This window comes from Asticcacaulis sp. (assembly GCF_035497195.1).
Taxonomy (GTDB): Bacteria; Pseudomonadota; Alphaproteobacteria; order Caulobacterales; family Caulobacteraceae; genus Asticcacaulis.
Genome location: NZ_DATJDZ010000014.1, coordinates 764084 through 789045 on the forward strand (window position 1 = coordinate 764084; position 24962 = coordinate 789045).

General features: G+C 60.6%; 22 protein-coding genes and 1 other RNA gene. 14 read left to right on the top strand and 9 right to left on the bottom strand.

Features of this window, described 5'->3' with window-relative positions:
• The first annotated feature begins 21 nt into the window (after positions 1–21).
• The 3 genes from ligA to VL130_RS07700 are packed head-to-tail and all read left to right on the top strand — an operon-like array spanning position 22 to position 3632.
• Complete coding sequence (gene ligA / locus VL130_RS07690; RefSeq protein WP_325362173.1) at positions 22–2118, top strand: NAD-dependent DNA ligase LigA; 2097 nt, start codon at positions 22–24, stop codon at positions 2116–2118.
• Positions 2115–2849 carry a hypothetical protein gene (locus tag VL130_RS07695; RefSeq protein ID WP_325362174.1) on the top strand — a complete coding sequence of 245 codons (735 nt, stop codon included), beginning with the start codon at positions 2115–2117 and terminating at the stop codon, positions 2847–2849. The genes ligA and VL130_RS07695 overlap by 4 nt, the downstream gene beginning before the upstream one ends.
• A gap of 15 nt (positions 2850–2864) precedes the next feature.
• Complete coding sequence (locus VL130_RS07700) at positions 2865–3632, top strand: hypothetical protein (protein WP_325362175.1); 768 nt, start codon at positions 2865–2867, stop codon at positions 3630–3632.
• Here VL130_RS07700 and VL130_RS07705 read toward each other — a convergent pair whose 3' ends face one another.
• Positions 3633–5462, bottom strand: coding sequence for an aminopeptidase P family protein (locus tag VL130_RS07705; protein ID WP_325362176.1), 1830 nt, complete (start codon positions 5460–5462; stop codon positions 3633–3635).
• 145 nt (positions 5463–5607) lie between these two features.
• On the opposite strand from VL130_RS07705, the gene VL130_RS07710 reads away from it, so the two are divergent.
• On the top strand, positions 5608–6123 hold the full coding sequence (locus tag VL130_RS07710) for a hypothetical protein (protein WP_325362177.1): 516 nt from the start codon (positions 5608–5610) through the stop codon (positions 6121–6123).
• On the opposite strand, the gene VL130_RS07715 is transcribed toward VL130_RS07710, so the two are convergent.
• Together VL130_RS07715 and VL130_RS07720 are read right to left on the bottom strand one after the other, a co-directional pair.
• On the bottom strand, positions 6124–6630 hold the full coding sequence (locus VL130_RS07715) for a hypothetical protein (protein WP_325362178.1): 507 nt from the start codon (positions 6628–6630) through the stop codon (positions 6124–6126).
• A gap of 292 nt (positions 6631–6922) precedes the next feature.
• Positions 6923–7789 carry a 50S ribosomal protein L11 methyltransferase gene (locus VL130_RS07720; protein WP_325362179.1) on the bottom strand — a complete coding sequence of 289 codons (867 nt, stop codon included), beginning with the start codon at positions 7787–7789 and terminating at the stop codon, positions 6923–6925.
• A gap of 117 nt (positions 7790–7906) precedes the next feature.
• Between VL130_RS07720 and VL130_RS07725 the strand changes: the two genes are divergently transcribed.
• From VL130_RS07725 to VL130_RS07745, 5 genes are all read left to right on the top strand, one after another.
• Positions 7907–8671 carry a hypothetical protein gene (locus VL130_RS07725; protein WP_325362180.1) on the top strand — a complete coding sequence of 255 codons (765 nt, stop codon included), beginning with the start codon at positions 7907–7909 and terminating at the stop codon, positions 8669–8671.
• Between the two features lie 83 nt (positions 8672–8754).
• Positions 8755–10614 (top strand): ABC transporter ATP-binding protein, encoded by a 1860-nt coding sequence (locus tag VL130_RS07730; RefSeq protein ID WP_325362182.1) that lies wholly within the window; start codon positions 8755–8757, stop codon positions 10612–10614.
• A gap of 52 nt (positions 10615–10666) precedes the next feature.
• On the top strand, positions 10667–11044 hold the full coding sequence (locus VL130_RS07735; RefSeq protein WP_325362184.1) for a TonB family protein: 378 nt from the start codon (positions 10667–10669) through the stop codon (positions 11042–11044).
• A gap of 431 nt (positions 11045–11475) precedes the next feature.
• Positions 11476–12870, top strand: a complete 1395-nt coding sequence (gene fumC / locus VL130_RS07740; protein ID WP_325362391.1) for a class II fumarate hydratase — start codon at positions 11476–11478, stop codon at positions 12868–12870.
• Between the two features lie 110 nt (positions 12871–12980).
• On the top strand, positions 12981–13460 hold the full coding sequence (locus VL130_RS07745; protein WP_325362186.1) for a DUF6438 domain-containing protein: 480 nt from the start codon (positions 12981–12983) through the stop codon (positions 13458–13460).
• Positions 13461–13770: 310 nt separating this feature from the next.
• Here the strand turns inward: VL130_RS07745 and VL130_RS07750 are convergent, their stop codons facing one another.
• From VL130_RS07750 to VL130_RS07760, 3 genes are all read right to left on the bottom strand, one after another.
• Positions 13771–13896: a hypothetical protein gene (locus tag VL130_RS07750; RefSeq protein ID WP_325362187.1), complete on the bottom strand. Its 126-nt coding sequence runs from the start codon at positions 13894–13896 to the stop codon at positions 13771–13773.
• A 261-nt stretch (positions 13897–14157) separates the two neighbouring features.
• On the bottom strand, positions 14158–14532 hold the full coding sequence (locus tag VL130_RS07755; RefSeq protein ID WP_325362188.1) for a hypothetical protein: 375 nt from the start codon (positions 14530–14532) through the stop codon (positions 14158–14160).
• Between the two features lie 101 nt (positions 14533–14633).
• The gene (locus tag VL130_RS07760; RefSeq protein WP_325362189.1) at positions 14634–15704 is read right to left on the bottom strand and encodes a GIN domain-containing protein; all 1071 of its coding nucleotides are present in this window, start codon (positions 15702–15704) and stop codon (positions 14634–14636) included.
• On the opposite strand from VL130_RS07760, the gene VL130_RS07765 reads away from it, so the two are divergent.
• On the top strand, positions 15693–15896 hold the full coding sequence (locus VL130_RS07765) for a hypothetical protein (RefSeq protein ID WP_325362191.1): 204 nt from the start codon (positions 15693–15695) through the stop codon (positions 15894–15896). The genes VL130_RS07760 and VL130_RS07765 overlap by 12 nt on opposite strands.
• Before the next feature lie 219 nt (positions 15897–16115).
• Here the strand turns inward: VL130_RS07765 and VL130_RS07770 are convergent, their stop codons facing one another.
• Positions 16116–17162 carry a sigma-54-dependent Fis family transcriptional regulator gene (locus VL130_RS07770; protein WP_325362192.1) on the bottom strand — a complete coding sequence of 349 codons (1047 nt, stop codon included), beginning with the start codon at positions 17160–17162 and terminating at the stop codon, positions 16116–16118.
• A gap of 271 nt (positions 17163–17433) precedes the next feature.
• Here VL130_RS07770 and VL130_RS07775 point away from each other — a divergent pair, with 271 nt between their 5' ends.
• Positions 17434–18951 carry an aldehyde dehydrogenase family protein gene (locus VL130_RS07775; RefSeq protein WP_325362193.1) on the top strand — a complete coding sequence of 506 codons (1518 nt, stop codon included), beginning with the start codon at positions 17434–17436 and terminating at the stop codon, positions 18949–18951.
• 166 nt (positions 18952–19117) lie between these two features.
• Here VL130_RS07775 and VL130_RS07780 read toward each other — a convergent pair whose 3' ends face one another.
• Entirely contained in the window at positions 19118–19717 is a 600-nt protein-coding gene (locus tag VL130_RS07780; RefSeq protein ID WP_325362194.1) for a DUF4142 domain-containing protein, read from the bottom strand.
• A gap of 115 nt (positions 19718–19832) precedes the next feature.
• Between VL130_RS07780 and ssrA the strand changes: the two genes are divergently transcribed.
• Positions 19833–20190, top strand: a transfer-messenger RNA (tmRNA) gene (ssrA, locus tag VL130_RS07785).
• A 255-nt stretch (positions 20191–20445) separates the two neighbouring features.
• On the opposite strand, the gene VL130_RS07790 is transcribed toward ssrA, so the two are convergent.
• The gene (locus VL130_RS07790) at positions 20446–21777 is read right to left on the bottom strand and encodes a globin-coupled sensor protein (RefSeq protein WP_325362195.1); all 1332 of its coding nucleotides are present in this window, start codon (positions 21775–21777) and stop codon (positions 20446–20448) included.
• Positions 21778–21982: 205 nt separating this feature from the next.
• Here VL130_RS07790 and VL130_RS07795 point away from each other — a divergent pair, with 205 nt between their 5' ends.
• Both VL130_RS07795 and VL130_RS07800 read left to right on the top strand, forming a co-directional pair.
• A complete protein-coding gene (locus VL130_RS07795) occupies positions 21983–22531 on the top strand; it encodes an SspB family protein (RefSeq protein WP_325362196.1) in 549 nt (182 codons plus the stop codon).
• Between the two features lie 89 nt (positions 22532–22620).
• Entirely contained in the window at positions 22621–24954 is a 2334-nt protein-coding gene (locus VL130_RS07800; RefSeq protein ID WP_325362197.1) for a serine hydrolase, read from the top strand.
• The last annotated feature ends 8 nt before the right edge of the window (positions 24955–24962 follow it).

Below are 24962 nucleotides of genomic sequence, written 5' to 3' on the forward strand. Positions count from 1 at the left end.
TGCCGCTTACAGAGATTCCCAATGACCCCAAATATGAGCAGTGACGACGCCCGCGCCCGCCATGCCGAGCTTGCCACGCAGATTCAGTATCACCGCGACCTCTATTATAATCAGGAAACGCCGGAACTGACCGATGCGGATTATGACGCGCTGGAAGTCGAACTGCGCGCGCTGGAAGCCGAATATCCGGACCTGAAAACGCCGGACAGCCCGACCCAGACGGTGGGCGGTTCGGCCTCGGCCAAGTTTTCGCCGGTGGCTCATGGCGTGCCCATGTTGTCGCTGGATAACGCTTTTGCGGCGGAAGACGTCACCGATTTCGAGGATCGCATCCGCCGGTTCCTCAAGTTGCCCGCTGATGAACCGGTCACCTTCGCCGCCGAGCCAAAGATCGACGGCGTGTCGTGCAGCCTGCTCTATGTAAAGGGCGAACTGGTGCGCGCCGCCACGCGTGGCGATGGCCGAACCGGTGAGGACATCACCGAGAACGCCAAAACCATCAAGGACATTCCGCATCGCCTGACTGGCGCCGATCATCCTGAACGTATCGAGGTGCGCGGCGAAGTCTATATGCCGTTGAAGGCATTCGCCGAGATGAACGCCAAGGCGGAAGCGGACGGCACCAAGATCTTCGCCAACCCGCGCAATTCGGCCTCCGGCGCTCTGCGGCAACTGGACGCCAGCATCACCGCCGCGCGGCCACTGCGTTTCTTCGCCTATGCCTGGGGTGAGGTAAGCGATCCCGATTTTGTCACCACGCAGTCCGAGGCGCTGGAAAAGTTCCGCGAATGGGGCTTTGCGGTTAATCCGAACTCTGTCCGCGTCGAAGGTGCGCAGGGGCTGCTCGATGTCTATGACCATATCGGCAAGGAACGTTCCGGCCTCGGCTACGATATCGACGGCGTTGTCTATAAGGTCGATCGCCTCGACTGGCAGCGGCGGCTGGGCTTCGTGTCGCGCAGCCCGCGCTGGGCCATCGCGCACAAGTTTCCGGCGCAGCAGGCTCTTACCCGCCTGACCGCCATCGATATCCAGGTCGGCCGCATGGGGACGCTGACGCCGGTGGCGCGGCTGGAGCCGATCAATGTCGGCGGCGTCGTCGTCACCAATGTCACCCTGCACAATGCCGACGAGATCGAGCGCAAGGATATTCATATTGGCGACATGGTGCGCGTCCAGCGCGCCGGCGACGTCATCCCCCAGATCGTCGGTGTGGAGATCAACGAACGGCCCGCCAATGCGCCGAAATACGAGTTCCCGACCGTCTGCCCGTGTCCGCTCAAGACCGAGGTGGTGCGCGAAACCAATGCCAAGGGTGAGGAGGGTGTGGCGCGCAAATGCTCCGGCGATCAGGCCTGTCCGCACCAGCGCATCGAATATCTGAAATATGTCGTTTCGCGCCGTGTGCTCGATATCGAAGGTCTGGGCGAAAAGCAGTTGGCGCGTTTTTACGAAGAAGGCCTGATCAAGGAACCCGCCGATATCTTCACCCTGGAGGCGCGCGACACCGCCTCGCTGACCAGACTCAAGAACCGCGAGGGCTTCGGCGATCTCAGCGTCAAGAACCTGTTCGCCGCTATCGAGAGCCGCCGTCATTTGTCGCTGGATCGCTTTATCGCCGCCCTTGGCATCAAGCATGTGGGGGAAACAACCGCCCGTTTGCTGGCCCGCGCCTATGGCAGCGAACGCCATTTCTATGACTCGATGGTGGCGGCGGCTGGCGGCGATGAAGCGGCGCGTGAGGGGCTGGAACATCATGACCAGATCGGCCCCGTGGTGGCCGGCGCGGTGATCAGCTATTTTGCGCATCCTTATCAGCGCGGCATCTATGACCGGTTGCGCGAACAGATCACCGATGTACAGGATGCCGAAGCCGTGACCGGCGATCATGCGGTCAGCGGCAAGACGGTGGTTTTCACCGGCGCGCTGGAGAAGTTCACGCGCGACGAGGCCAAGGCGCAGGCCGAACGGCTGGGCGCGAAAGTTGCCGGTTCGGTTTCTGCCAAAACTGACTATGTTGTGGCCGGTCCGGGCGCGGGTTCCAAACTGAAGAAGGCCGCCGAACTGGGCGTGATAGTCCTGACCGAAGACGAATGGCTGGAGATGATTGGCGAATGAAACGCCCCCTGATCCTGTCCCTTCTCGTCCTGCTGCTGGCGCCCTGCGCGGCGGAGGCGGGGCCGCCCTTCATCACTGACGATCCAGCGCCGGTCGACCTGCATCATTTCGAGACCTTCTATTTCACGGCGGGGTCGACGACGCGCGATGGTTTCGGCGGGGCATCCGGCATCGATTTCAATTATGGTCTGGCGCGCGACCTGCATATCAATATAGCGGTGCCGTTTGAATATGATCATCCGAAAATTGGTCGTGCCACCAGTGGGATCGGTAATATCGAAGTGGCCGCCAAATATCGCTTCCTGCATCAAGATGGTTTTGGCTGGGATGTGGCCATCTATCCACGCATCATTCTGAAAAGCGCCAGCGATCAGGTCGGGGATGACCACGCCGCCTTCTTCCTGCCGGTGTGGATCGGGCGCAGTGGTGACGGCTGGTCGACCTATGGCGGCGGCGGATGCGTCTATACTCATGGTGGTGATGCCCGCAATTATTGCCAGGCCGGCTGGGTGGTGACACGCGACGTAGCGCCCAACCTACATATCGGCGGCGAGATCGTTCATGAAACGGCGGATGCGAAAGGCGGGCGGGCCTCCACTGCCCTTGGCGCCGGCCTGACCTATGATCTCAACGACCATTATCATCTGCTCGCCTATGCCGGCCCGAATTTACAGAACACGGGCGAAACGGCGCGCTATAACTGGTATGCCGCTCTTCAGACGACCTTTTGATCAGGAGAAACGCATATGAGCCGGGATGACGTTTTGAGCAAGGTGCCGGCGGTGACGCTCGGCTTCTGGGTTATAAAGATACTGGCCACGACGCTGGGTGAAACGGGTGGTGATACGGTCACGATGACCATGAACCTCGGCTACCTGACCGGCACTTTCATCTTTCTGGGGTTTCTGGTCGTGCTGGTCGTCGCGCAGATCGTGGCGAAAAAGTTCCATCCCTGGCTCTACTGGGCCACCATCATCGCCTCGACCACCGCGGGCACGACTATGGCCGATTTCTTCGACCGCTCGCTGGGCATCGGCTATGCCGGTGGATCAACCGTGCTGTTCGCCTGCGTGATCGCTGTCCTTGGCGCCTGGTACTTTACCGAGAAATCGATTTCGGTTGATACCGTCAGTACGCCGCGGGTGGAGGTCTTCTATTGGCTGGCCATCACCTTTTCTCAAACGCTCGGTACGGCTTTGGGCGACTGGATGGCGGACGATACCGGCCTGGGGTTCCTTGGCGGCGCGGCCGTCTTCGCCGTGGCTTTGGCGATTGTGGCCGTGCTGTATTTCCGCACGCAAATATCGCGCGTCCTGCTGTTCTGGGCGGCTTTCATCCTGACACGACCGTTGGGCGCTACGGTTGGTGATTTCCTTGACAAGCCGCTGGATCACGGCGGCCTGAACCTCAGCCGGCCTATCGCATCCGTTGTGCTGGGGGTTGCGATCATTGCGTTGATTGCATTGCTGCCACAACGCGCCGGCAGTCATCCCGGTAAAGCCAGCGCCGCCTGATTACAGCGGCTTGCAGACCTCGACCAGCCACTTACGCACCTCATCCGAAACCAGCGGGCTGAGTAATTCAACGCAGCGCGCATGATAGCTATCCATATAGGCGCGCTCGGCAGGGGTGAGCAGCGACGCGTCGATCAGGGTATGATCGATCGGCGCGTAAGTTAAGTTCTCGAAGCGGTGCATTGGCCGCTCGCCGCCGGCCGGGATTTCTGCCTCGGTGACATATTGCAGGTTCTCGATGCGGATGCCGAACTCGCCGGCCTTGTAGAAACCCGGCTCATTGGAAACGATCATGCCGGTTTGCAGGGCGTATCGGTTGAGCGCCTTGGCGATGCGTTGCGGGCCTTCGTGGACACCGAGATAGACGCCGACGCCGTGACCGGTGCCGTGATCGTAGTCGAAGCCCTCGGCCCACAGGAATTGCCGCGCCAGCGCATCAAGATGCGTGCCGGTGGTGCCGGCGGGGAATTTCACCGTCGCCAGGGCGATATGGCCCTTGAGCACCAGGGTAAACATGCGCCTGTGTTCAGCGGTCGGCTCCCCCATCGCCACGGTGCGCGTCACGTCGGTCGTGCCGTCAAGGAACTGGCCGCCGGAATCGACCAGAAGCAGATTGCCTTTGGCGGTTTTCAGGTCGCTCGACACATTGACCTTGTAATGCGGCAGGGCGCCATGCGGGCCGAAGCCGGAAATGGTGTCGAACGACAGGTCGCGGATATCGCTACCCGCCTTGCGGATCGCCTCCAGCTTCTGCGCCACCTCGATCTCGGTCGGCAGGGTGTCCTGCGCCTCGGTGGCGACCCAGTGTAGGAAGGTGGTCAGCAGCGCGCCGTCGCGGATATGGGCGGCGGTGGTGCCGGCGAGCTCGACATCATTCTTGCAGGCGCGCGGCAGCAGGCACGGATCATCGGCGGTCAGGGGGGCGGCGCCGGCGGCCTTTATAGTCTCCAGCCAGTAGGCCGAGGACAGATTGGCGTCGATCAGCACGCTTTGGCCGGCGAAGGCTGTCAGGCTTTTGGTCACGTCCTGCCGGCGGCTGACGCTGACCTCATTGCCGAGCCATTCGAGCAGGCCGTCGCTGATCTTGGCGGGTTCGATGAAGAGGTCTGCCGAACCATCGCTTTTCAGGATGGCCTGACCGAGCGGCAGCGGCGAACGGATGACGTCGCCGCCACGGATATTGAACAGCCAGGCCAGGGACGACGGCGCGGTGATCAGGGCCGCGGCGATGTTATTGGCTTTCAGGGTGGCGGCCAGATGCGCGCGTTTATCGGCCGAGGCGACGCCGGCATAGTCGAGCGGCTGCGGCACGATCAGGGCCATGGGCTGCGCCGGCCGCGCGGTGCCCCAGGCGAGATCGAGCGGATTGGGCGAGACCGATTTCAGGGAGACGCCGGCACCATCGGCGGCGGCTTGCAGGGCATTCAGGCTGAACGGGCTGATGAGTGCAGCATCATAACCGATCACCGATCCGCGCGGCGCCTTCGCCACCGTATCGGTCAGCGAATTTGCGTTGAAATCCTCGACCGAAAAAACGGACGGATCGGTCTGTTCGCGCGATTGCAGGGTGTAGCGGCCATCGGCGAAGAGGATGGCGCGATCCATGAAGATGATCGCCGCTCCGGCCGAGCCGGTAAAGCCGGAGACCCAGGCGAGGCGCTCATTGGCGTCGGGCAGATATTCATTCTGGTGCTCGTCCTCGTGGGGAACGATAAAGCCATCGAGGCCCATTTTCCGCATTTCAGCGCGCAAGGCGGCGACATTGGTCACGCCCTGCGATGGCTGTGTGGTGACATCGAAATGCTGGAAGTGAGCGGAATCTGCGGTCATGGCGGGTACTCGTGAGGCATGAAATTATCGACGTCACTATAGGCTTGCCGTGTTTCGTTTCAAAGGAAAGTTTCGTGCGAATTTGCATGACGGGATAAGTGCATCAGATTAGAGTGCGGCTATGTTGCAGGGGGCGTGGCGTGGTATGCGCTATCCGTTAGCGTTCTTTATTCCCAGCTTTTTCTTGCTGGCTTTTGGCATATACAGCTCGGATTTCATTTTTGTTGAGCTGCTCACTGGTGGCTGCTTCATCGCTTGTATTCTCACCAACGCATGGCGTTTGCTTGCCATTGGCTTGGTTGTCAGCCTGGCGGTACGGTTCGGTATGCACGACAGTCATTTAGAAATTTCAGCTATCACATTTGCGCTTGGTTGGTTCTTTTTTGCGCTCGGTGCTGCCGCTCGCTGCCCACGGTGCGGAACCCATATTATGGTGGATTGGTCGGATTGGCGTCGTGCTCATGTGCCGCGCCACTGCGTCCTTTGCGGTCGTGCACGCGCGGATGTTTGGCCATTTCAATATCTGCTCAAACCGGAACCCTGGGACGGCGAATATCATGACGAAGGCGGCGGTCCGCAACCGCAGACCTACCGCATGGAATGTATGATGTATAATGCTCTTGAAGCACGAAAGAAACATCTCGCCAGGAAGATGCGATGACTATTCAAGCTGAATTTTGGTGATGTAATAGGGCTTATAGGCATCGGCGCTGCCCTGGATGAAGACATCCTCGATCATCTTGTCATCGGCGCCGATATCCTTCAGCGGCACCTCGACGACCACCCAGGTCTTGACCTTGGGCGCGATGACATAGTTTGAATCGATAGCCACACCGCCGGGCGCCTTCGCCTTGACCATCAGTTGCTGGCCGCCATCGACCCCACCATTGATAAAGAAGGTCAGCTTGCTGTAACCCTTGGTCGAAATCGCCGAATGGTGCAGGTCAAGCGCCGACCAGGGCGTGCCCTCGACCTTGATCGGCTTGACCTGACCGGCGGGTACGGACATTTGCAGGGTGACGCCCCAGCTCCAGTTCTGCCAGTCGTTTTTCAGTTCATCGTCATAGATGACCATTGGCGCCGGCTTTGCCGCCTGTGCTATCGCGGGCACAGCCGCCAGCAGGGCGGCGGACGCAACTGTAGCGGCGAGGATTTTGTGCATGAACATTGGCGCTCTCCCGGTAAAACCCATTTGGCGGGTTTCTTTTATTTGATTTATTTAGTGTGCCGGAAAATCGTACAATTTCAAGAGCGCGAGAAAATTGTCCGTAAGCTGTGGTTTTTTGGCAAATATACCTTCTCCTCCCCTGCAAAGCGGGGGAGGTGGCAGCGCGAGGCTCGAAGAGCCGGTGTCGCTGACGGAGGGGGCTAATAGACGATGAGGAATTGCCCCCTCCGTCTCGACGCGCTTCGCTTGCTCGACACCTCCCCCGTACGCTTCACTACAGGGGAGGAGAAGTTCAGACCTTCTGCATCACCAGGGTGCACCAGGCGTCACGGTGGATGTGACGGATGAAGCGGAAGCCCTTGCTGAGATAGGCGGCTTTCACGAAACGCTCCTGGGTGCGCAGCAGGCCCGACAGGATCACGAGGCCGCCCGGCTTCAGGGCGCCACGGATCGGCATGGACAGGCTGACCAGCGGGCGCGCCAGGATATTGGCGAAGACGAGATCATAGGGTGCGTCCTGCCGAACGAGACGGTGGTTGAGTCCATTGGCATAGACAAAGCGCGCATTACACTTGTTGAGCGCGGCGTTTTCGTTGGAAATGCGCACGCTGTTTTCGTCGATATCGGTGCCTACCGCAGTGGCGGTGCCGGTCCTGGCGGCGGCGATGGCCAGCACGCCGGTGCCGGCGCCGACATCGAGGACGCGCCCGAAGCCGCGCTTTTTCAGAAGGTCGTTGTAGGCCTGCAAGCAGCCGACCGTGGTGCCGTGGTGGCCGGTGCCGAAGGCGGCGCCGGCTTCGATGCGCAGGTTGACCGTATTATCCGGCGCGCGGCCGCGATCATGGATGCCGTAGACGAAGAAACGTCCGGCACGCACCGGCGGCAGGCCCGACAACGCCATGGCCAGCCAGTCGGCATCGGCCAACTGATCGGCAGTGACCGTCAGTTCGGGATAACCGGCCAGGATATCCTTGAGGCGCGTGTCTTCTTCCTCGGTGGTGGGGAAGGCGTCGATGCGCCAGATATTCCTGTCCTCGTCCTCTTCGAGGATCGAATAGGTGGCGCCTTCCAGCAGTACGTCGCCGTCGATGGCGTCGGCGGCGGTTTCCGAGATTAAACGGGGGCCACGGGCGATGATTTGCTGCGGATTGTAGGTCATATTGCTCTGCGATAAGATTAAGAATAGGCTTTATTTGATTTGATCGGCCGATTCGGGTAACTTCACTTTAATGCGCGATGGATGCGCACTCCTGAACGGGGCATTTAAGGACAGACGATGGCGAGAGCTACCACAAAATCAACGACTGGCGAAAATAAAGACATTCCGGCTGATGCCGGTGTGAAGAAAACCCTGGCGCGCAAGGCCCCGGTGGAAAAGGCTGTGGCGGCTGCAAAGCCCGCGGCTAAAAAGGTGGCTTCGGCTGTGAAAGCCGCACCGGCCAAGGCCGCTGCCGCCACCAAGACGGCCGCGACCAAAACCGCCGCCGCTGTGAAAGCCGCGCCGAAGAAGGCCGCCGCGGCTACCAAGTCTCTGGTTGCCGACGTCAAGAAGCCGGTTGTCGCCGAAGCCAAGACCGTCTCAAAGAAGGCTGATGCCGCCGTCAAGACCGTGAAGAAAGCCGCGACCGCAGCCAAGGTAAAAGCCACCAAGGCGGTTTCCGCGCCGGCTGCGAAAGCCAAGCCGGCCGCCAAGAAGACCGTGACCGAAGCCAGGGCCAAGGTCGCCAAGGCCGTCGAAACGGTCAAGGTTGCCGCTGCCGAGGCCAAGGCCGACGTGGCTGAAAAGGCCGCCGATCTGAAGGCCGCCGCTGCGCCGGTGATAAAGGAAGCGGCCGCCAAGGCCGAAGCTGCCATGGATGCCGCCCGTGACAAGCTCGACGACGCCGTGAAGGCTGCCAAGCCGGCCATCGACGACCTCGCCAAGAAGGCCGACGAAGTTACCGCCAGCGTGACCCAGAAGGCCAGCGATTTCACGGCCAGCACGGCGAGCGCCGCAAAGAAGAAGCCCGGTTTCTGGGCGCGTCTCTTCGGCGCCAAGTAAGGTTCGCAGGGTTCACCCTGCACCCGTAAGTTTAACCCCGTCGGTGTTCCGGCGGGGTTTCTTTTTGCGGCCGGGAAAGGCATATGCAGGACATGTCTCTGATTAATGCCCTTTATAGCCGCTTCGAGCGGATGATCGATCCGTTCGGCCCGCATGAAGACGGTCCGCCGCCCGACAAGCTGCTGCCCTTCTTCTGGCAGTATCTCAAACAGGCGTGGCCGCTGTTCCTCGCCATCCTCATCGCCGGTTTTCTTTACACCATCACCGAAGTGGCGGTGTTCCGCTTTATGGCGGATATCGTCGATTACCTGACCTATACCAAGCCCGGCGATCTGTGGCGCACGCATGGCGCCGACTTCATGCGCATGGCGGTAATCATCGGCATCGTCTGGCCGGTGATCGGCTTTATCCACTCGCTATTCCTGCGTCAGGCGATCACCAGCAACTTTCCCAACCTGATCCGCTGGCAATCACACCGCCATGTGGTGCGCCAGTCGATCGGCTTTTTCACCAATGACTATGCCGGCCGCGTCGCCTCCAAGGTGGTCGAGACCGCCTCGGCCGTGCGTAATACCCTGACGACTCTGTGCGATACATTGCTCTATGTCGTCATCTATTTCGGCAGCGCCATTGTGCTGTTCTTTCAGGCCGATTGGCGTCTGGTTATCCCACTTCTCGTGTGGAGCGTCGTCTATGGCCTGGCCTGCGCCTGGTTCGTGCCGAAGCTCGGCGTGGCGGCCAGCGAAGGGGCGGAGGCGCGTTCGGCGCTGGTGGGGCGCATCGTTGATACCTATACCAATATCCAGACGGTCAAGCTCTTTGCCGGCACGCGCCACGAAGACGACTATGTCCGCGAAGGCCTGCTGACCAACTGTCAGAAATGGCAGGTACAGGAACGTCTGATCACCGGGCTGGATACCTCAACCGCCTTTATAAATTCCGTTTTGCTGCTGGTCATGGCCACGCTGGCCATCTGGCTGTGGAGCCAGGGCCTGATAACGGTCGGGGCCATTGCCTTGGTTGGCGCTTTGACCCAGCGGCTGATCAGCATGTCGAACTGGGTGATGTTTCAGGTCACCAGCCTGTTCGAGAATATCGGCTCGGTGCAGAACGGCATCGAGACCATTTCCCGCCCGCATACGGTGGTGGATAGCGCCAAAGCGCCGCCGCTGGAAGTGCGCCAGGGCGAAGTCCGCTTTGATCATGTCGGCTTTTCCTATGGCGATCTGCCGGCCATCCAGGATTTTACCCTGACCATCGCCGCCGGTGAGAAGATCGGGCTGGTCGGACCTTCGGGCGCCGGCAAGTCAACCCTCGTCAATCTGTTCCTGCGGCTTTACGATCTGAAAAGCGGCCGCATCCTGATCGACGGCCAGGATATCGCCCATGTCGGCCAGGAATCCCTGCGCGCTCATATCGGCATGGTGACACAGGATACCTCGCTGCTGCATCGCTCGATCCGCGACAATATTGCCTATGGCTCGCCAGGCGCCACCGATGCCGAAATCGAACGCGCGGCGGCGCGCGCCCATGCGCAGGGTTTTATCCCCGATCTCAATGACGGCCAGGGCCGCAGCGGCTATGACGCCCATGTCGGCGAGCGCGGCGTCAAGCTTTCCGGCGGCCAGCGCCAGCGCATCGCCATTGCGCGGGTGCTGCTGAAAAATGCGCCGATCCTGGTGCTGGATGAGGCGACCTCGGCGCTCGATTCCGAGGTCGAGGCGGCGATCCAGGAAAGCCTGCTGGAACTGATGGCCGGCAAGACGGTCATCGCCATCGCGCACCGGCTCTCGACCATTGCCCGCATGGACCGGCTGGTGGTGATCGATGGCGGCCGGATCATAGAGACCGGCACGCATGACGAGCTAATTGCGGCGGGCGGGCTTTATGCACGGCTGTGGGCGCGGCAGACGGGGGGATTTCTGGCGGAGGCGGTAGCGTGACGCCCCAAATGATATCTGTTAAGGTCTGACCACACAAAAAATAGGGGGGGCTATGTTTATAGCTGTTATGATGGCCGCAACGCTTATGGGAACTGAGGAAGCGTCCGCATCACCTCCTGCGGAAATTCCAGTAGGAGCCACAGTATGCACGCGGGCGGATGCCCAGAATTTCGTCATGGATGCCGGATATTATCCACCAAAGGCCAAACGCCTTGAGATCAATGGTTCAGCGACTGTGGATTGCCAGGTTGATGCCAATGGAGAGCTTAGTCGCTGTGTCGTGATTAAGGAAACGCCGCCAGATATGGGATTTGGTGAAGCAACGGCACTTGCGTTTCTGAAATACGCTCGGGTTAAGCCTGAGGAAGTGGAGCAAATAGGTGCAGGCGGGTGGAAAAAATTCACGTTTCGCTGGAAATACGCAGATTAGCCATTCTTTATACCTCCCCGGCTGTGCCGGGGAGGGGGACCGCGCCTCATCAGAGGCGTGGTGGTGGGGTTTCTTACTTTTTTAGGGTAGCAAGAACCCCCACCACCACATCTCACCGCTTCGCGGCTCGTGCGGTCCCATGGCTTGCGAAAGCTATACTTTCGCTTTCGCCAAACCCCAACAAATTGGGGAGGTATAAGAGGAAAATATGCCCGCCTACGCATAAATTCATTGCGCTTTGACCCCTGCGGACATAACGGATAAGCGCACGTTTTTTGCCGGTTATGGAGGGCGTTATGGGGTTGTTAGACTGGTTGTCCGGTTCGAAGAAAAAGCGACGGATCACCGCCACCAGCTTCATGCCCGAACGGGAAACCCATACCGCCATCCAGACCGGACCATCCGATCCGACACCTCCCACGGAGCCTAAAATGACGAAAGCCACCCGCACCGAAACCGATACCTTTGGCCCCATCGAGGTCGATAACAGCAAGTACTGGGGCGCGCAGGCCCAGCGTTCGCTCGGCAATTTCAAGATCGGCTGGGAAAAGCAGCCCCTGCCGATCGTCCGTGCGCTCGGCATCGTCAAGCGCGCCGCCGCCGAAACCAATATGGCGCTCGGCAAGCTTGATGCGGCCATCGGCGCCGCCATCATCACAGCCGCCAATGAGGTGATGGAAGGCAAGCTCGACGAGCACTTTCCGCTGGTCGTCTGGCAGACCGGTTCCGGCACGCAGTCGAACATGAACGCCAACGAGGTGATCTCCAACCGCGCCATCGAGATCCTGGGCGGCGAGATGGGCACAAAGAAGCCCGTCCACCCCAATGACCATGTCAACATGTCGCAATCGTCGAACGACACCTATCCGACCGCCATGCACGTGGCCTGCGCCGAGGAAATCGTCCACCGTCTGCTGCCGGCCCTGCAAACCCTGCGCAACGCCCTGAACGACAAGGCCGAGGCGTGGAAGGACATCATCAAGATCGGCCGCACCCATACCCAGGACGCAACGCCCTTGACGCTCGGCCAGGAATTCGGCGGCTACACCCAGCAACTGACCAACGGCATCGAACGCATCAACCAGACCCTGCCCAAGCTGATGCAACTGGCGCAGGGCGGCACCGCGGTCGGCACCGGCCTCAACGCTCCGATCGGTTTCGCCGAGGGCGTGGCCGAAAAGATCGCCTCGATCACCGGCATGGGCTTCACCACGGCGCCGAACAAGTTCGAAGCCCTGGCGGCCCACGACGCCATGGTCTTCTCGCACGGCGCCATCAATACGGTGGCTGCGTCGCTGTTCAAGATCGCCAACGACATCCGCTTCTTAGGCTCCGGCCCGCGTTCGGGCCTGGGCGAACTGGCCCTGCCGGAAAACGAGCCGGGCTCGTCGATCATGCCGGGCAAGGTCAATCCGACCCAGTGCGAGGCTATGACGCAGGTCTGCGTGCAGATCTTCGGCAACAATGCGGCGCTGACTTTCGCCGGTTCGCAAGGCCACTTCGAACTGAACGTTTTCAACCCGGTCATGGCCTATAACTTCCTGCAATCGGTGCGGCTTCTGGCCGACGCGGCGGTTTCCTTCACCGACAACTGCGTGGTCGGCATCGAGCCGCGCCTCGACAACATCAAGCGCGGCCTGGAAAACTCGCTGATGCTGGTGACGGCGCTCAATGGCCGTCTGGGCTATGACGCCTGCGCCAAGATCGCCAAGACGGCCCACAAGAACGGCACCACCCTGCGCGAGGAAGCCGTCGGCGGCGGCTATCTGACCAATGAGGAGTTCGACCAGTTCGTCCGTCCGGAAAACATGGTCCATCCGGGCTGATTAGCCGGCTGAGTGCAAATGCGACGAAAGCCCTGCCGGTCCCCGGTGGGGCTTTTTTTATTGCGTGCTGTATATCCCTATGGATATGTTCAACAAAAAGGGGAGGCGTTATGGGGCGGTTCGCAGCAGGTTTGTTTTCGGCGGCTTTAGCGACAGGTTTTCTTTCAGGTTGCGCACATGGTGTTGTAGCCTCCAAGGCGTCGTCGGACATCGTTATTACTTTGAAGCGCGGCGCCTGCCTGGGGCCATGCCCTGCTTACGACGTGACGCTTTACGGTGATGGAACGGTGATTTTTATCGGTCACGGACAAACGGCGTATGTCGGGGAAAAACATTACCGGATCGATCCGGGCGCAGTGGCCAAGCTCTATAGCTATATCGATACACGCGGCTTTTGGAAGTTACAGGATAAATACGCGGTTAGCTGGACAGATCAGGTGTTTGTTGATGTTTGCGTGGCAGATGCTGAGCGCAAGAAGTGCTTGGTTGATTACTCAGGGCTGAATGCCGGTATGCCCCAGTCCGTTCGGGAAATTGAGGCGGAAATTGATCGAATTGCGGAGAGCGCGCCGCTTGTTGGAAAACATTGAAACTCAAGAAGTAGACAAAGAAATAGGCGCGGGAGCTGGACTCTCCGCGCCTTATTTTACGCTAGGCAGACTTAAGAGCTTAGTGGCCGAGGCTCAGCAGGGCGACAAGCATAAACAGGGTGAAGGCGGCGAGGCCGGAGACGGCGGGGATCGAGAGGGACATGTGTGAGTTTCCTTTTTTGAAGAGCGACTTACATGCCGACGGTGGCAAGGGCTATGACCATGAACAGGGTCAGGGCGGCGAGGGCGGAAGCGGCGGCGACGGGAACGTAGGTATTGGTCATTGGAATGATCCTTTCAAAAATGGGGGTTAGAACTGGCCGACGGTGAGCAGGGCGGCGATCATGAAGAGGGTGCCGGCGGCGAGGGCGGTGGCGGTGTAGAGCTGGGCAGTCATGGTTGAAATCTCCTTTAGATTTGCTTCGATGACCCTCATATGCGCCCTCCACGTGCATAGTTCAAATTAATACGATGTCATGAATGAGATGTAATAATCGAACAAATTCAATATGTTAAAATTACAAAACGTTAATATTTGAATTTTATTGTGCGGCGCAACAAGAGCTATGCGTGTGGTGTCGTGCGTTCGGAAAATTTCCGAATTTTATGTGGTAATTTCGGATAAAATATGTGCGGCAGGCTGTCGCACCTGGCGTTCCGGGTGATGTTTGGGCCTCAAATTTCGCAGAACCCGCCGTCAGCCGGTCTCGCGGCGGGGATGAGCGTCCGCATCCGGGCGGGCGCTGCGATCCTGCGCGGCTTGCAGCCGGCGCTGATGGCGATTTAGCGGTGGTGTGACCGCCATGACAGGGGGCCTGGCCCTGCCGGCGTCATCTGACAATGAGTCCGCCGGCGGCGCGTCGCAGACCTCGGCTACGGGCTGTCGTGCGGATTTGGCCGTCGGCATCCTCCATAACTGACTGAGCAGGCGGTCGATGATCATCAGGGCGCGGGCGGCGCGCATTATGTCAGGCAGGGTTTGCGGTGCGGGTACGGCGTCGAGGGCGGAGATCAGGCGATCGGCGCGGCGGCGCAGGTCGAAGCGGTGAGGGTGCGTGTCTGTGCAGGTCATGCCTGTAGCTTGCACCGCTCACCTGTGGCGGGGATGGATTCTCAAAAAAGGCCGCCCGGCCCTTACGGTGCGTCCGTATCCACGGGGGATAGACGGCAATTTTAATGCCCGATGTGCATTTCGCCGGAGCCGACCACCTTGGTGACGACCGCGCCGGTGGCTTTCATGATGTTGACATCACCGGAGCCGTTGGTGTCGACATTGACCGTGTGGGTGACGCCGCCGAAATCGACATCGCCCGACCCGGAACCGCGCAGCACAAAGGCCGGCACCTGCCCGCCGGCGATGGAGACATCGCCCGACCCCGAAATGTCGAGATTGACCGGCCCGCCGACGCGCTGCACCGATATGTCGCTGGAGCCGTTATTGACGACGCTCAGGCCGCCCATGACATCGCCAAGCGACAGGTCGCCCGAACCGTTGAGCTGAACCTTCAGGGCGCCGCTGCGCTTGATGCTGACATCGCCGGCGCCCTGATTTTGCAGCACAGTGTTGTTGCTTTGCGCGACATTGAAATTGCCGGAACCGGTCAGGACGGCCTGGAGATTGCGCACGGCGCCGAGATTGATGTCGCCGGACCCCATATTGTCGACAATGCTGTCGCCGGCGCTGGCGACGGAGATCGCGCCGGACCCGCTGTTGATGATATTGAGCGGGCCGGCCACCGGCTCTATGGCCCATTCGCCGCTGCCGTTCATGATGAAGTCCAGGCTTTTGCTGGGGGCGACGCGGCCGAAGGTATAGGCGGAATCCTTGATCACCGCATTGGCGGGCACACGAACGAAGACCAGCGGCAGGTCGGAGATATTCACCAGGCCGACGCCGGAGATGTGCACCTTGCCATTCCGGACGGAAACCATGTCCTCGTCATTGACATTGATGCGGAAATTGAAATGCGGCGTCTGGCTGGCTGAATTCATATGGCCGTTCAGAACGGTTGTGCTGCCGCGTTGCGACACCATCAGGGTCGGCACTTTCACGCTGCCGTAGCGGACGCGGATATCGATATCGCTGCGGTCTTCCGGCGTCACGACGACACGGGCCACCATGTCGCGCAGTTCAATCTGAGGGCCGTCGCTGACCAGGCGCAACTGGGCGGCGGCGCCGGTGGCGATCAGCAGGGCCATGATGCTGGCGGCGCCTATCGCCGGATAGATAATATGGGTACGCATACTAAACCTCCAAAGGCCACGGCGTTTGTCCTGCTCAATGTCGCGTTTATGGGCCGCGTTTGCGGAAAAGCGCGTCAGAGCAAGGCTTTTATGGTGCGCCGAAGCCGGAAACATCGATCTGTAGCGATCGAACTTGACGCTAAAGTGAAGGAAGCCCCCCCCGAAATCAAATTAAAAGGGGTTCATGAATGAGATGTAACCGTCGAAGCGACATTTTATGCGCTCAAGCGCCACGCGGGCTTACGTGCAAACATGCGCGGCGGGCGGTCGCCCTTGCCAAATTTCAGGAGAAATTTGGAGGTAAAAATGCTCAGGCACCACGCGGGCTTACGCGCAAACGTGCGCGGCGGCCAATGTTTTCGAAAGAAATTGCGCCCTTGCCAACTTTCATGAAGAAATTTGGAGGTCCGCCTACACGCCGTGAATGCGGCGATAGATGGTGCTGCGGTGGATGCCGAGGTGGCGGGCGGCGGCGCTGACATTGCCGCCGTGAGCTTCCAGCGCCTGGCGGATGCTGGAAAGCTCGATATCCTCCAGGCTCTGCTGCGGGGCCGTGCTCAAGGTCGGCCCCGCGCTTTCGCCTTCGAACTGGGCGAAGAATTCGCGGCCGTCTTGCCCCTTCAACCGTCCGGAGGCGAGGTGTGCGGCGCGGATGTCGAAAATTTCTTCGATATGGGTCTGGTCGATGCCGTCCCAGTTACGCCCCACCAGCGAAAGACCACGCCGATTGGCGGCGACCACAATGCCGTCCTTCAGCACCAGTATGCCTTCGCGGGCGGCGCCGAGCAGGTTGGGGTCGGTCTGGAAGCGCAGGGTGCGGCAGCCATCGAAACCGTTACGGAACAGGCGGTGCTCGATCTGCTCCACCGCCATGCGCACCATGCCGAGCACATGACCGCTCTGCTGGGTGGCCGGTACCGAGATATCGAGCACGCCGAGCGTGGCGCCGCGCGGATCGATGATCGGCGTGGCCGAACAGGTCAGCACCTGATGGCTCTGGAAATAGTGTTCACCGCCATTGACGACCACGGCGCGGCGTTCGGCCAGGGCGGTGCCGATGGCATTGGTGCCGGTGCCGTCCTCGCTCCATAAGATGCCGGGCCTGAGCGCCACCTGGGCCGCCTTGTCGGCAAAGCCGGGATCGCCGACGGCGTCGAGGATTTCGCCCTTCGCATTGGTCAGGATGACAATGCCGGAGATTTCGCGCGCTTCGGAATAGAGGGCGTCCAGTTCGGGGCGCGAAATGCGGCGCAGAGCCTCGTGCTTTTCATGCAGCAGGCGGATTTCGGACGCCGTGGGGGCGTCTATGGCCGGCAGGGCGCGTTCGTCCAGCCCCATGTCGGCGCAGCGTATCCATGAGCGCAGGATGGAATGACCGATCTGATCGACAGGCAGGCCCTTGCGCGCGAAGAAGACCTCGCGGGCTTTCTGGATTTGCGATGGATCGGCAGCGGTCAACTCTACTCCCTGTCTTTAGGGAAAGAGAAAACCCTTTGGCCTGATGATGCAAGCGCATTCGCCGCTTTCACGGCAGTTTTGATGCGAAACCCGCCGGTGGTGTCGCAAACTGCGACAGGGGCGGAAATCCTGTCGTGCCGCGCGACAGGCCACCGTAAAACCGCTTCAAAAGCCGGTCTGCGGGTGTGCCGAGAGCCGTATGGCGCTTGTTGCTGCACCGCACAGGCGCGCAGCCTTGGCTTAACCAAATGAACAGGCAAGGAGACCCAACATGACCAAATTCGAGCGCATCATCGAGGCCGGCGCCCCCTTCAAGACACGCTACGGCAACTATATCGGCGGTCAGTGGATCGAACCGGTGAACGGCCGCTACATGGACAACACCTCGCCGGTCAATGGCCGCAAGATCTGCGAAGTGCCGCGCTCTTCGGCCGAAGATATCGAACTGGCGCTTGACGCCGCGCACCGCGCCCGCGAAAACTGGGGCCGCACCTCAGTGACCGAACGTTCCAATATCCTGCTCCAGATCGCCCAGCGCATTGAGGACAATCTCGCGCTGGTCGCCGAGGCCGAGACCTGGGACAACGGCAAGCCGCTGCGCGAAACCACGGCGGCCGATATTCCGCTGGCCATCGACCATTTCCGCTATTTCGCCGGCTGCATCCGGGCGCAGGAAGGCTCGATCGGCGAACTGGACAATGACACGGTCGCCTATCATTTCCATGAGCCGCTGGGCGTGGTTGGCCAGATCATCCCGTGGAATTTCCCGATCCTGATGGCCGCCTGGAAGCTGGCGCCCGCGCTCGCCGCCGGCAACTGCGTCATCCTGAAGCCCGCCGAACAGACCCCGGCTTCGATCCTCGTCGTCATGGAACTGATCCACGACCTGCTGCCGCCGGGTGTGCTCAATATCGTTTCCGGCACCGGGCTGGAAGCCGGCGCGCCCCTGGCCCGCAGCCCGCGCATCGCCAAGATCGCCTTCACCGGCTCGACCGCCGTCGGCAAGGAGATCATGCGCTATGCCGCCGACAACGTCACCAACATCACGCTGGAACTGGGCGGCAAGTCGCCGAACATCTTCTTCGCCGACGTCATGGCCGAAGATGACGCTTTCCTCGACAAGGCGATGGAGGGCTTCGCCTTCTTCGCGCTGAACCAGGGCGAGGTCTGCACCTGTCCGTCGCGCGCCCTGGTGCAGGAATCGATCTATGACCGCTTCATGGAGCGCGCCATCAAGCGCGTCGAGGCTATCACCCAGGGCGATCCGCTCGATACCGGCACCATGATCGGCGCCCAGGCCAGCCAGCAGCAGTATGACAAGATCCTGAAATATCTGGAGATCGGCCGCAACGAAGGCGCGAAAGTCCTGACCGGCGGCGAGGCCAGCCGTCTTGGCGGCGACCTCGATAACGGCTTCTATATCAAGCCGACCATCTTCGAGGGCCACAACAAGATGCGCGTCTTCCAGGAGGAAATCTTCGGGCCGGTGGTCTCGGTCACGACCTTCAAGACGGTGGAAGAGGCCATCGAGATCGCCAATGACACGGTCTATGGTCTGGGCGCCGGCGTCTGGACGCGGGACATGAACACGGCCTACCGCGCCGGCCGCGGCATCCAGGCCGGTCGTGTCTGGACCAACTGCTATCACGCCTATCCGGCCGGTGCGGCCTTCGGCGGCTACAAGCAGTCGGGCATCGGCCGTGAAACCCACAAGATGATGCTGGACCACTACCAGCAGACCAAGAACCTGCTGGTGTCTTACGCGCCGGGGAAACTTGGCTTCTTCTGATCACGCCAGGACTTTAGGTGTTTAGTCCCGCCGCAAGATAAATTTCAAGGCTGCAAGGCTTAAAATTTGTAACAAATCAAACGTTTTTCAGATATCCCCTGCTGGCATAACAAGGCCCGCCTCCGGTTTGGGAGGCGGGCCTTTCAATTCTGTTGCCTGTCGGCGCCTATTCCTTGAAGGCGTCGATCTTGTCCTTATGGGCCTGGAGCGTCGGCAGAGTGTCGGTGGCGAAGGTTTGCAGGGCCGTATCCTTGCCGTTCTTCGCATAGTCGTCAAACAGGCTGACCGCATCGGCATGGGCGCTTTGCTGGATATCGACATAGGCCTTGTCGAAATCGGTGCCGGTCTTGGCGGCCAGGTCATCGAGCTTCTTCTGGTGATCGTCGTCCAGGGCCGCCGGCGGCGTCAGGCCGGAGGTGGCGGCGGCGGCGGTCTCAAATTTCTTGCCGGCGGCGGTGTGGTCCTTGATCATCATCTTGGCGAAGGCCAGGACATCGGCGTTCTTGGAGGTCTTGACCGCCTGTTCGCTGGTCTTGATCTCGAACATATTGGCGATGGCCGCCTTGGTGACGAAATCCTGCGTCTTGCTGGCGTCCATATCGGCGCCAATGCTGCTGATGCCGGCAGACGCGTCGGAAACGACGCTGGCGGTGGCGTCCTCAACCTTGTCGGTGGTGGATTTGCTACAGGCGGCGAGACCGCCGAGCGAAACAGCGAAAATGAGACCGCAGGCAGCTGCGGCGCGTAAATGGGTTGATCGGGTCATGGTGGAGTTCCTCAGCTAAATCTGATGGGGGCACGCTAGTGGAGGTCATATAAATTTGCCCCGCGACTTCACGGGTCTGTGACAAAAATTCGATAAGGACGATTTTGTTACGTCGTCTCTTCCCTTGGCCGCCGGGTGCGCCTATATTGAGAGTGTCGGGTTTCGGTCCGACTATGGGGATAAACGCCCACGTAATAAGCGAACTGGACCCGGGTGCGATTCCCGGCGGCTCCACCATCTCTCCCAGGCTTAGGGAACTATGGGGCCGATCAGCATCGACAGGCGTGTAAAGGTGAAGCTTTCCCTCAGTGTGAGGCTCTGTGATCGCCTCATTTTTTAACTGCGAACGATAACTTCGCTTCGGATCAAGCCATCGCTGCGTAATGCAGTCTGGTTAATCCAGCCTACAACTCCTGGGAAATAAGCCTCTCAGGCGGGGCCCGGGAAGCGCCTTGCAACAGAAGCTTCCCACCTACGCCTTCATGTGTTCAGGCGCTTCCGACCTTAATGTGGAGTGTTGGCCGCCTTGCAACAGAAGGCCAGCACCTTCATTTTATGAATGTGAAGTACGGCGAAACGTCGCCGGCGCGCAGTCGCACTTGCCGAAACGCGATTAGTCATCGCATTTCGGAAAATTTTTTGGGCCTTTATTTTAATTTTTCAGCGATCGGCGGATCGTTGGCGACGTTTCGCCGCCCTCGCGGAGGCGCCATGCGCCGTGAGCGAAATCATGACGCGCGCAGGTTTTCGAAGAAGGCCTCGACATGCTTGCGCAGGTCGTCCGAACTGGCATTGAGGTGGCCGGCGGAGCCATCCACCTGTGTCGACGCCGAGCGGATGCGGTCCACGGCGGTGTCGAGCGTGGTGATATGCCCGGAAAGCGATGCGGCGGCATCCGATACGTTCTGGATATTGCCTGATATTTCGAGGGTAGCGGCACTTTGCTGGTCCATGGCCATGGCCACCTGCGTGGTCGAACCCTCCACCTGTGTGATGGCGTCCACCATGTCATGGATCGAGGCGTTGGCGCGGTCGGTCGAGGTCTGGATTTCCTGAATGTGACGCCCGATCTCGGTGGTGGCGCGCGCCGTTTCGCTGGCCAGGGCCTTAACCTCGCTGGCGACCACGGCGAATCCGCGACCGGCCTCACCGGCGCGGGCGGCTTCGATGGTGGCGTTGAGCGCCAGCAGGTTGGTCTGGCTGGCGATGTTCTGGATCAGGCCAAGAATGTCGCCGATCCGCGTGACGGCCTCGGACAGGTGCGCCATTTCGGCCGAAGATATACCGGCCATGCCGACGACGTTGCGGATGCCCTGGGAGGCGTCGATGATGCGGCCGCTGATTTCCTGAATCGAGCGCGTGAGTTCTTCAGAAGCGGCGGCGACGGAGGCGGAATCCTGCGAAGAGCGGGTGGCGGAGTGGGTGACGGCGCGGGCGCTTTCCCCGGCGCTTTCAACGATCTGGCCGAGATCGTGCGAGGTGGCCTGCAAGGCGTCTGAATGGGTGCCGATCGCCTCGGTGACCTGTTCGAATTGTGCCCGAAAACCGTTGATGGCGGCCTCGGTGGCGCGGCTCCTTTGCAGCAGGACGTCTTCACCGGCCTGCTGGTAGGTTGAAAGGGCGATGTCGAGATCGAGAAATACCGCCTTGTTGACGGCGGCGAGGGCCTGGACCAGTTTTTGCGGCCGGAAGCGATAAGCGCGGGTCAGGACGTCCACCAGATGATCGAGGACGAACTGATAACCGGCGATATACCAGCGCGGTTCCAGCCCGATGCGGTGATGGGTGCGGCCGATGCGATGGGCCGTCTCGAAATAACGCGGTGAGAAGCCATCGGTGAAGAGGGTCTTCCAGTGTTGTATCTGCGCCGATTGCAGGCGGTCTTCATGCGTGCCGATCATGGCCGCCAGTCGTGGTTCGGTGATGACATGGGCGTAAAAGGCTTGCATGATGCGTGGCAGGTGCGGGGAGAGGGTTTCCCAGACCTCGGCAAGCCGCATCGTATCGGCAGGGGTGATTTGGGCAAAGGCCAGGCGGTTTTCAAACGCTTCGATACGCATATTCAGGCTCAACTGTTCAGGCTTAACGGTAATGAGGCATCCGCTATCAGGGTTAAGGAATGGCTACCGAGCACCCCGTTTTCCATATAAAAACTATGGTCTTTATAGAAATGTCGCTTTTCACGGCAATTTGCTGTTTCGTTTCTGTGCGGCCATGCTAAGTCTGCGGGCACTGCACAATATCGCTCGTAAAGGCCCCTTGCTTATGTCCGAAGATCAACTGATCATCGACCAGATGGATTACGCCAACCTGACCCAGAACGCTCTGCGCGGTGTGATCAAGCAGGGCCTGTTGCGCGCCGCCTCGGTAGATGGCCTGCCCGGCGAGCACCATTTCTACATCACCTTCCTGACCCGCGCCCCCGGCGTTTCGGTGCCGCCCGACCTGCTGGCGCGCTATCCCTATGACATCACCATCGTGTTGCAGCACCAGTTCCGCGACCTGCGTGTGACGGATGATTTCTTCCGCGTCACCCTGACCTTTGGCGGCGCGCCCAAGATTCTGACCGTGCCCTATAACGCCATCACGCGTTTCCACGATCCGCATGCCCAGTTCATGCTGGAATTCGAGGTCGATGATCCGGCGGCCCTGACCCAGGATATCGACGAAGGCGAGACAATCGGCGATATCGTCACCGAACTGGCGCCCTCGGCCGAGCGCGCCAAAAAGAGCGCCGCGACCGATGAAAAGCCGCCTGAACCCGATGGCGATGCCCCCAAGATCGTGTCGCTGGATCAGTTCCGCAAGAAATAAAGCGTCCGGTCGAAAAAAGAGGCTACGCCCGCTGCCAGAATCGCCTAAATTCGCATAACAGACGTATGCGTTTCGGGATGGAATCGAAGATGGCTTTTCGGGGTTTCGCTCACAGGTTCAGGATGACGGGCAAGCGCCTGGCTGTGATGCTGGCGCTCGGTCTGTTCTGCGTCTCCGCCGGGCCTGCGATCACCCAGTCCACGCCCCCCGTAGCTGAGGTAAAAGCGCCCGAACCGGAAACCACCGCCGCGCCAATCCCCGAACTCAAGCCCTACGTCCCGACGCCGGTGTCCGATGCAGCGTCTTCCAGCGTGTCGGCGTCGAAAAGGCCGCGTCCGAAACCAAAGCCGGTCGCCCTCCCGATCACCCCGCCGCCGGTTGTTCCGGCGGATGGCCCGATTGGTTACCAGACGGCGCTTCCCGGCGCCGAGGCGAAGCCGGCTACACCGATGGTGGCGGCATCCGCCTTGCCGCCACGCACAGCCGCGACGCCGATCAGCGCCGAGGATATCGAAACCTTCACCGACTCGGTGGTGCGCACCCTGATGCAGCGCGATCATGTACTGGGCGTCACGGTCGCCGTCGTGCAGGGCAATACCCCGCTGCTGCTCAAGGGCTATGGTTATGATCGCCTGTCGCCGGTGCGCCGGGTCGACCCCAATAATTCGCTCTTTCGTATCGGCTCGGTGACCAAGACCTTCACCTGGATCGTGGCCCGTCAGGAACTGGAGGCCGGGCGCGTGAAAATGGACGCCTCGATCGGCAGCTACCTGCCGGCGGATGTCTATAGCGAGGACCGCCGCTTCAAGCCGATTACCCTGCGCAATCTGATGGGCCACACCAGTGGGTATGAAGATACCAGCCTCGGCCACCTGTTCCAGCTCAACGGATCGCACCTGACCGGCGCGGATAGTTATTTCCGTGTTCACCGGCCAAAGCGCGTGCGTGAACCGGGCGAATTCGCCTCCTATTCCAATTTTGGCGCCGCCCTGGCCGCCCGCGCTTTGCAGCAGACGGCGCGGGCGAAGGACGTGCCGACCCTGATGGAAACGCGCGTCTTCCAGCCGCTGGGGATGAACCACACCTCCCTGCGCGAACCCTACAGTCCGCAGGCGCTAGATCTGGAGAATCTGCCGGCGCCCCTGTCAGCAGGCCTGACGCAGGACCTGTCCGACGGCTTCGTCTGGGATGGTGCCACCTACGAAGCGCAGCCCTTCGAACATGCCATTCCGCTTTCCGGCGCGCTCGGCGCCTCCTCGACGGCGCAGGATATGGCGCGGCTGATGGCCATGATGCTGGGCAATGGCCAGATCGACGGCATCCAGCTTTTCAATGCCGATTCCGCCAGCGCCTTCCGCCAGCCACTGCTGAAAATGCCCGAAGGTTATAATGGCTGGGCGTCGGGCCTGATGGTGCGCGAGGCGCCGGCGGGTTTCACCACCTACGGTCATGGCGGCGCGACCCTGTGGTTCAACGCCAACATGATCATCGTGCCGGAAATGAACCTGGGCATCTTCATCGGCGCCAATACGCAAACCGGCGGGCCTCTGACCGCCAGTTACCCGAACCTGCTGCTTGATCACCTGAACGGCGATATGGTCAAGCCGCCGCTGATGCCGTCACTGGCGAACGCCTACGCCCAACATCGCGACTATTACAAGGCCATCGAAGGGCAATATGTCTCGTCCCGTCGCGCCTATGGCGGTCTGGAAGGCGCGGTCACCCGTCTGCTCAATACGGCGGATGTCAGCATTGACGGCGACGGCCGCCTGATCCTCAGCACGCAGAACGGCCTGTCAGCCTTTGTGCCGGCCTCGGCGACCGGTTTCTTCACGCAGCAGGATGCCGAAGATCCCGGTCCGGCGGCGGATACCGGCGGCCTGCATTTTCTGTTCAATGCCGACGGCACGAAAGTCTCCGGCTTCGAGACGGCCACCAATGTGGCCAGGTATGAGCGGGTCGGCTGGTGGTATAATCCATCGGTCGTGACCCTGCTGACGGCCATCATGATCGCTACCTGTATTTTCGTGTGGATCATGCTGGCCAAGGGACCGGGCCGCAACGAGCACCCGACCGAGGAGCAGGGCCGCGCCACCGTGATTTCGGCCTGCCTGTCGCTGGTGTGGCTGGCGGCGATCTTCATCTTCCACACCTGGCGTACCGCGCTGGCGGATAACCCCGGCGACCTGTTCACCCACTGGCCGAATGGTCAGGTGCGGCTGGCTTCGGCGCTGGCCTTTGTGGCGATGCTCGGCACGGTTTATCAGGTGGCGACCTATTATCTCGTCTATAGCGGCCGCGGCCGTTACGGGGACGACTGGCCGGTGTGGCAGAAGGTGGCGCATGGCCTGATGCTGCTCTACTGGCTGTTCTACATCTTCATCCTGACCATCTGGGGCGCGCTCGAACCTTGGTCGTGGTAGATCGGAAG

What these genes read in the sequence shown, in the direction of transcription:
- ligA (WP_325362173.1), top strand. Translation starts at nt 22, where the DNA reads ATGACCCCAAATATGAGCAGTGACGACGCCCGCGCCCGCCATGCCGAG.
- VL130_RS07695 (WP_325362174.1), top strand. Translation starts at nt 2,115, where the DNA reads ATGAAACGCCCCCTGATCCTGTCCCTTCTCGTCCTGCTGCTGGCGCCC.
- VL130_RS07700 (WP_325362175.1), top strand. Translation starts at nt 2,865, where the DNA reads ATGAGCCGGGATGACGTTTTGAGCAAGGTGCCGGCGGTGACGCTCGGC.
- VL130_RS07705 (WP_325362176.1), bottom strand. Translation starts at nt 5,462, where the DNA reads ATGACCGCAGATTCCGCTCACTTCCAGCATTTCGATGTCACCACACAG.
- VL130_RS07710 (WP_325362177.1), top strand. Translation starts at nt 5,608, where the DNA reads ATGCGCTATCCGTTAGCGTTCTTTATTCCCAGCTTTTTCTTGCTGGCT.
- VL130_RS07715 (WP_325362178.1), bottom strand. Translation starts at nt 6,630, where the DNA reads ATGTTCATGCACAAAATCCTCGCCGCTACAGTTGCGTCCGCCGCCCTG.
- VL130_RS07720 (WP_325362179.1), bottom strand. Translation starts at nt 7,789, where the DNA reads ATGACCTACAATCCGCAGCAAATCATCGCCCGTGGCCCCCGTTTAATC.
- VL130_RS07725 (WP_325362180.1), top strand. Translation starts at nt 7,907, where the DNA reads ATGGCGAGAGCTACCACAAAATCAACGACTGGCGAAAATAAAGACATT.
- VL130_RS07730 (WP_325362182.1), top strand. Translation starts at nt 8,755, where the DNA reads ATGCAGGACATGTCTCTGATTAATGCCCTTTATAGCCGCTTCGAGCGG.
- VL130_RS07735 (WP_325362184.1), top strand. Translation starts at nt 10,667, where the DNA reads ATGTTTATAGCTGTTATGATGGCCGCAACGCTTATGGGAACTGAGGAA.
- fumC (WP_325362391.1), top strand. Translation starts at nt 11,476, where the DNA reads ATGACGAAAGCCACCCGCACCGAAACCGATACCTTTGGCCCCATCGAG.
- VL130_RS07745 (WP_325362186.1), top strand. Translation starts at nt 12,981, where the DNA reads ATGGGGCGGTTCGCAGCAGGTTTGTTTTCGGCGGCTTTAGCGACAGGT.
- VL130_RS07750 (WP_325362187.1), bottom strand. Translation starts at nt 13,896, where the DNA reads ATGAGGGTCATCGAAGCAAATCTAAAGGAGATTTCAACCATGACTGCC.
- VL130_RS07755 (WP_325362188.1), bottom strand. Translation starts at nt 14,532, where the DNA reads ATGACCTGCACAGACACGCACCCTCACCGCTTCGACCTGCGCCGCCGC.
- VL130_RS07765 (WP_325362191.1), top strand. Translation starts at nt 15,693, where the DNA reads ATGGGTACGCATACTAAACCTCCAAAGGCCACGGCGTTTGTCCTGCTC.
- VL130_RS07760 (WP_325362189.1), bottom strand. Translation starts at nt 15,704, where the DNA reads ATGCGTACCCATATTATCTATCCGGCGATAGGCGCCGCCAGCATCATG.
- VL130_RS07775 (WP_325362193.1), top strand. Translation starts at nt 17,434, where the DNA reads ATGACCAAATTCGAGCGCATCATCGAGGCCGGCGCCCCCTTCAAGACA.
- VL130_RS07780 (WP_325362194.1), bottom strand. Translation starts at nt 19,717, where the DNA reads ATGACCCGATCAACCCATTTACGCGCCGCAGCTGCCTGCGGTCTCATT.
- VL130_RS07790 (WP_325362195.1), bottom strand. Translation starts at nt 21,777, where the DNA reads ATGCGTATCGAAGCGTTTGAAAACCGCCTGGCCTTTGCCCAAATCACC.
- VL130_RS07795 (WP_325362196.1), top strand. Translation starts at nt 21,983, where the DNA reads ATGTCCGAAGATCAACTGATCATCGACCAGATGGATTACGCCAACCTG.
- VL130_RS07800 (WP_325362197.1), top strand. Translation starts at nt 22,621, where the DNA reads ATGGCTTTTCGGGGTTTCGCTCACAGGTTCAGGATGACGGGCAAGCGC.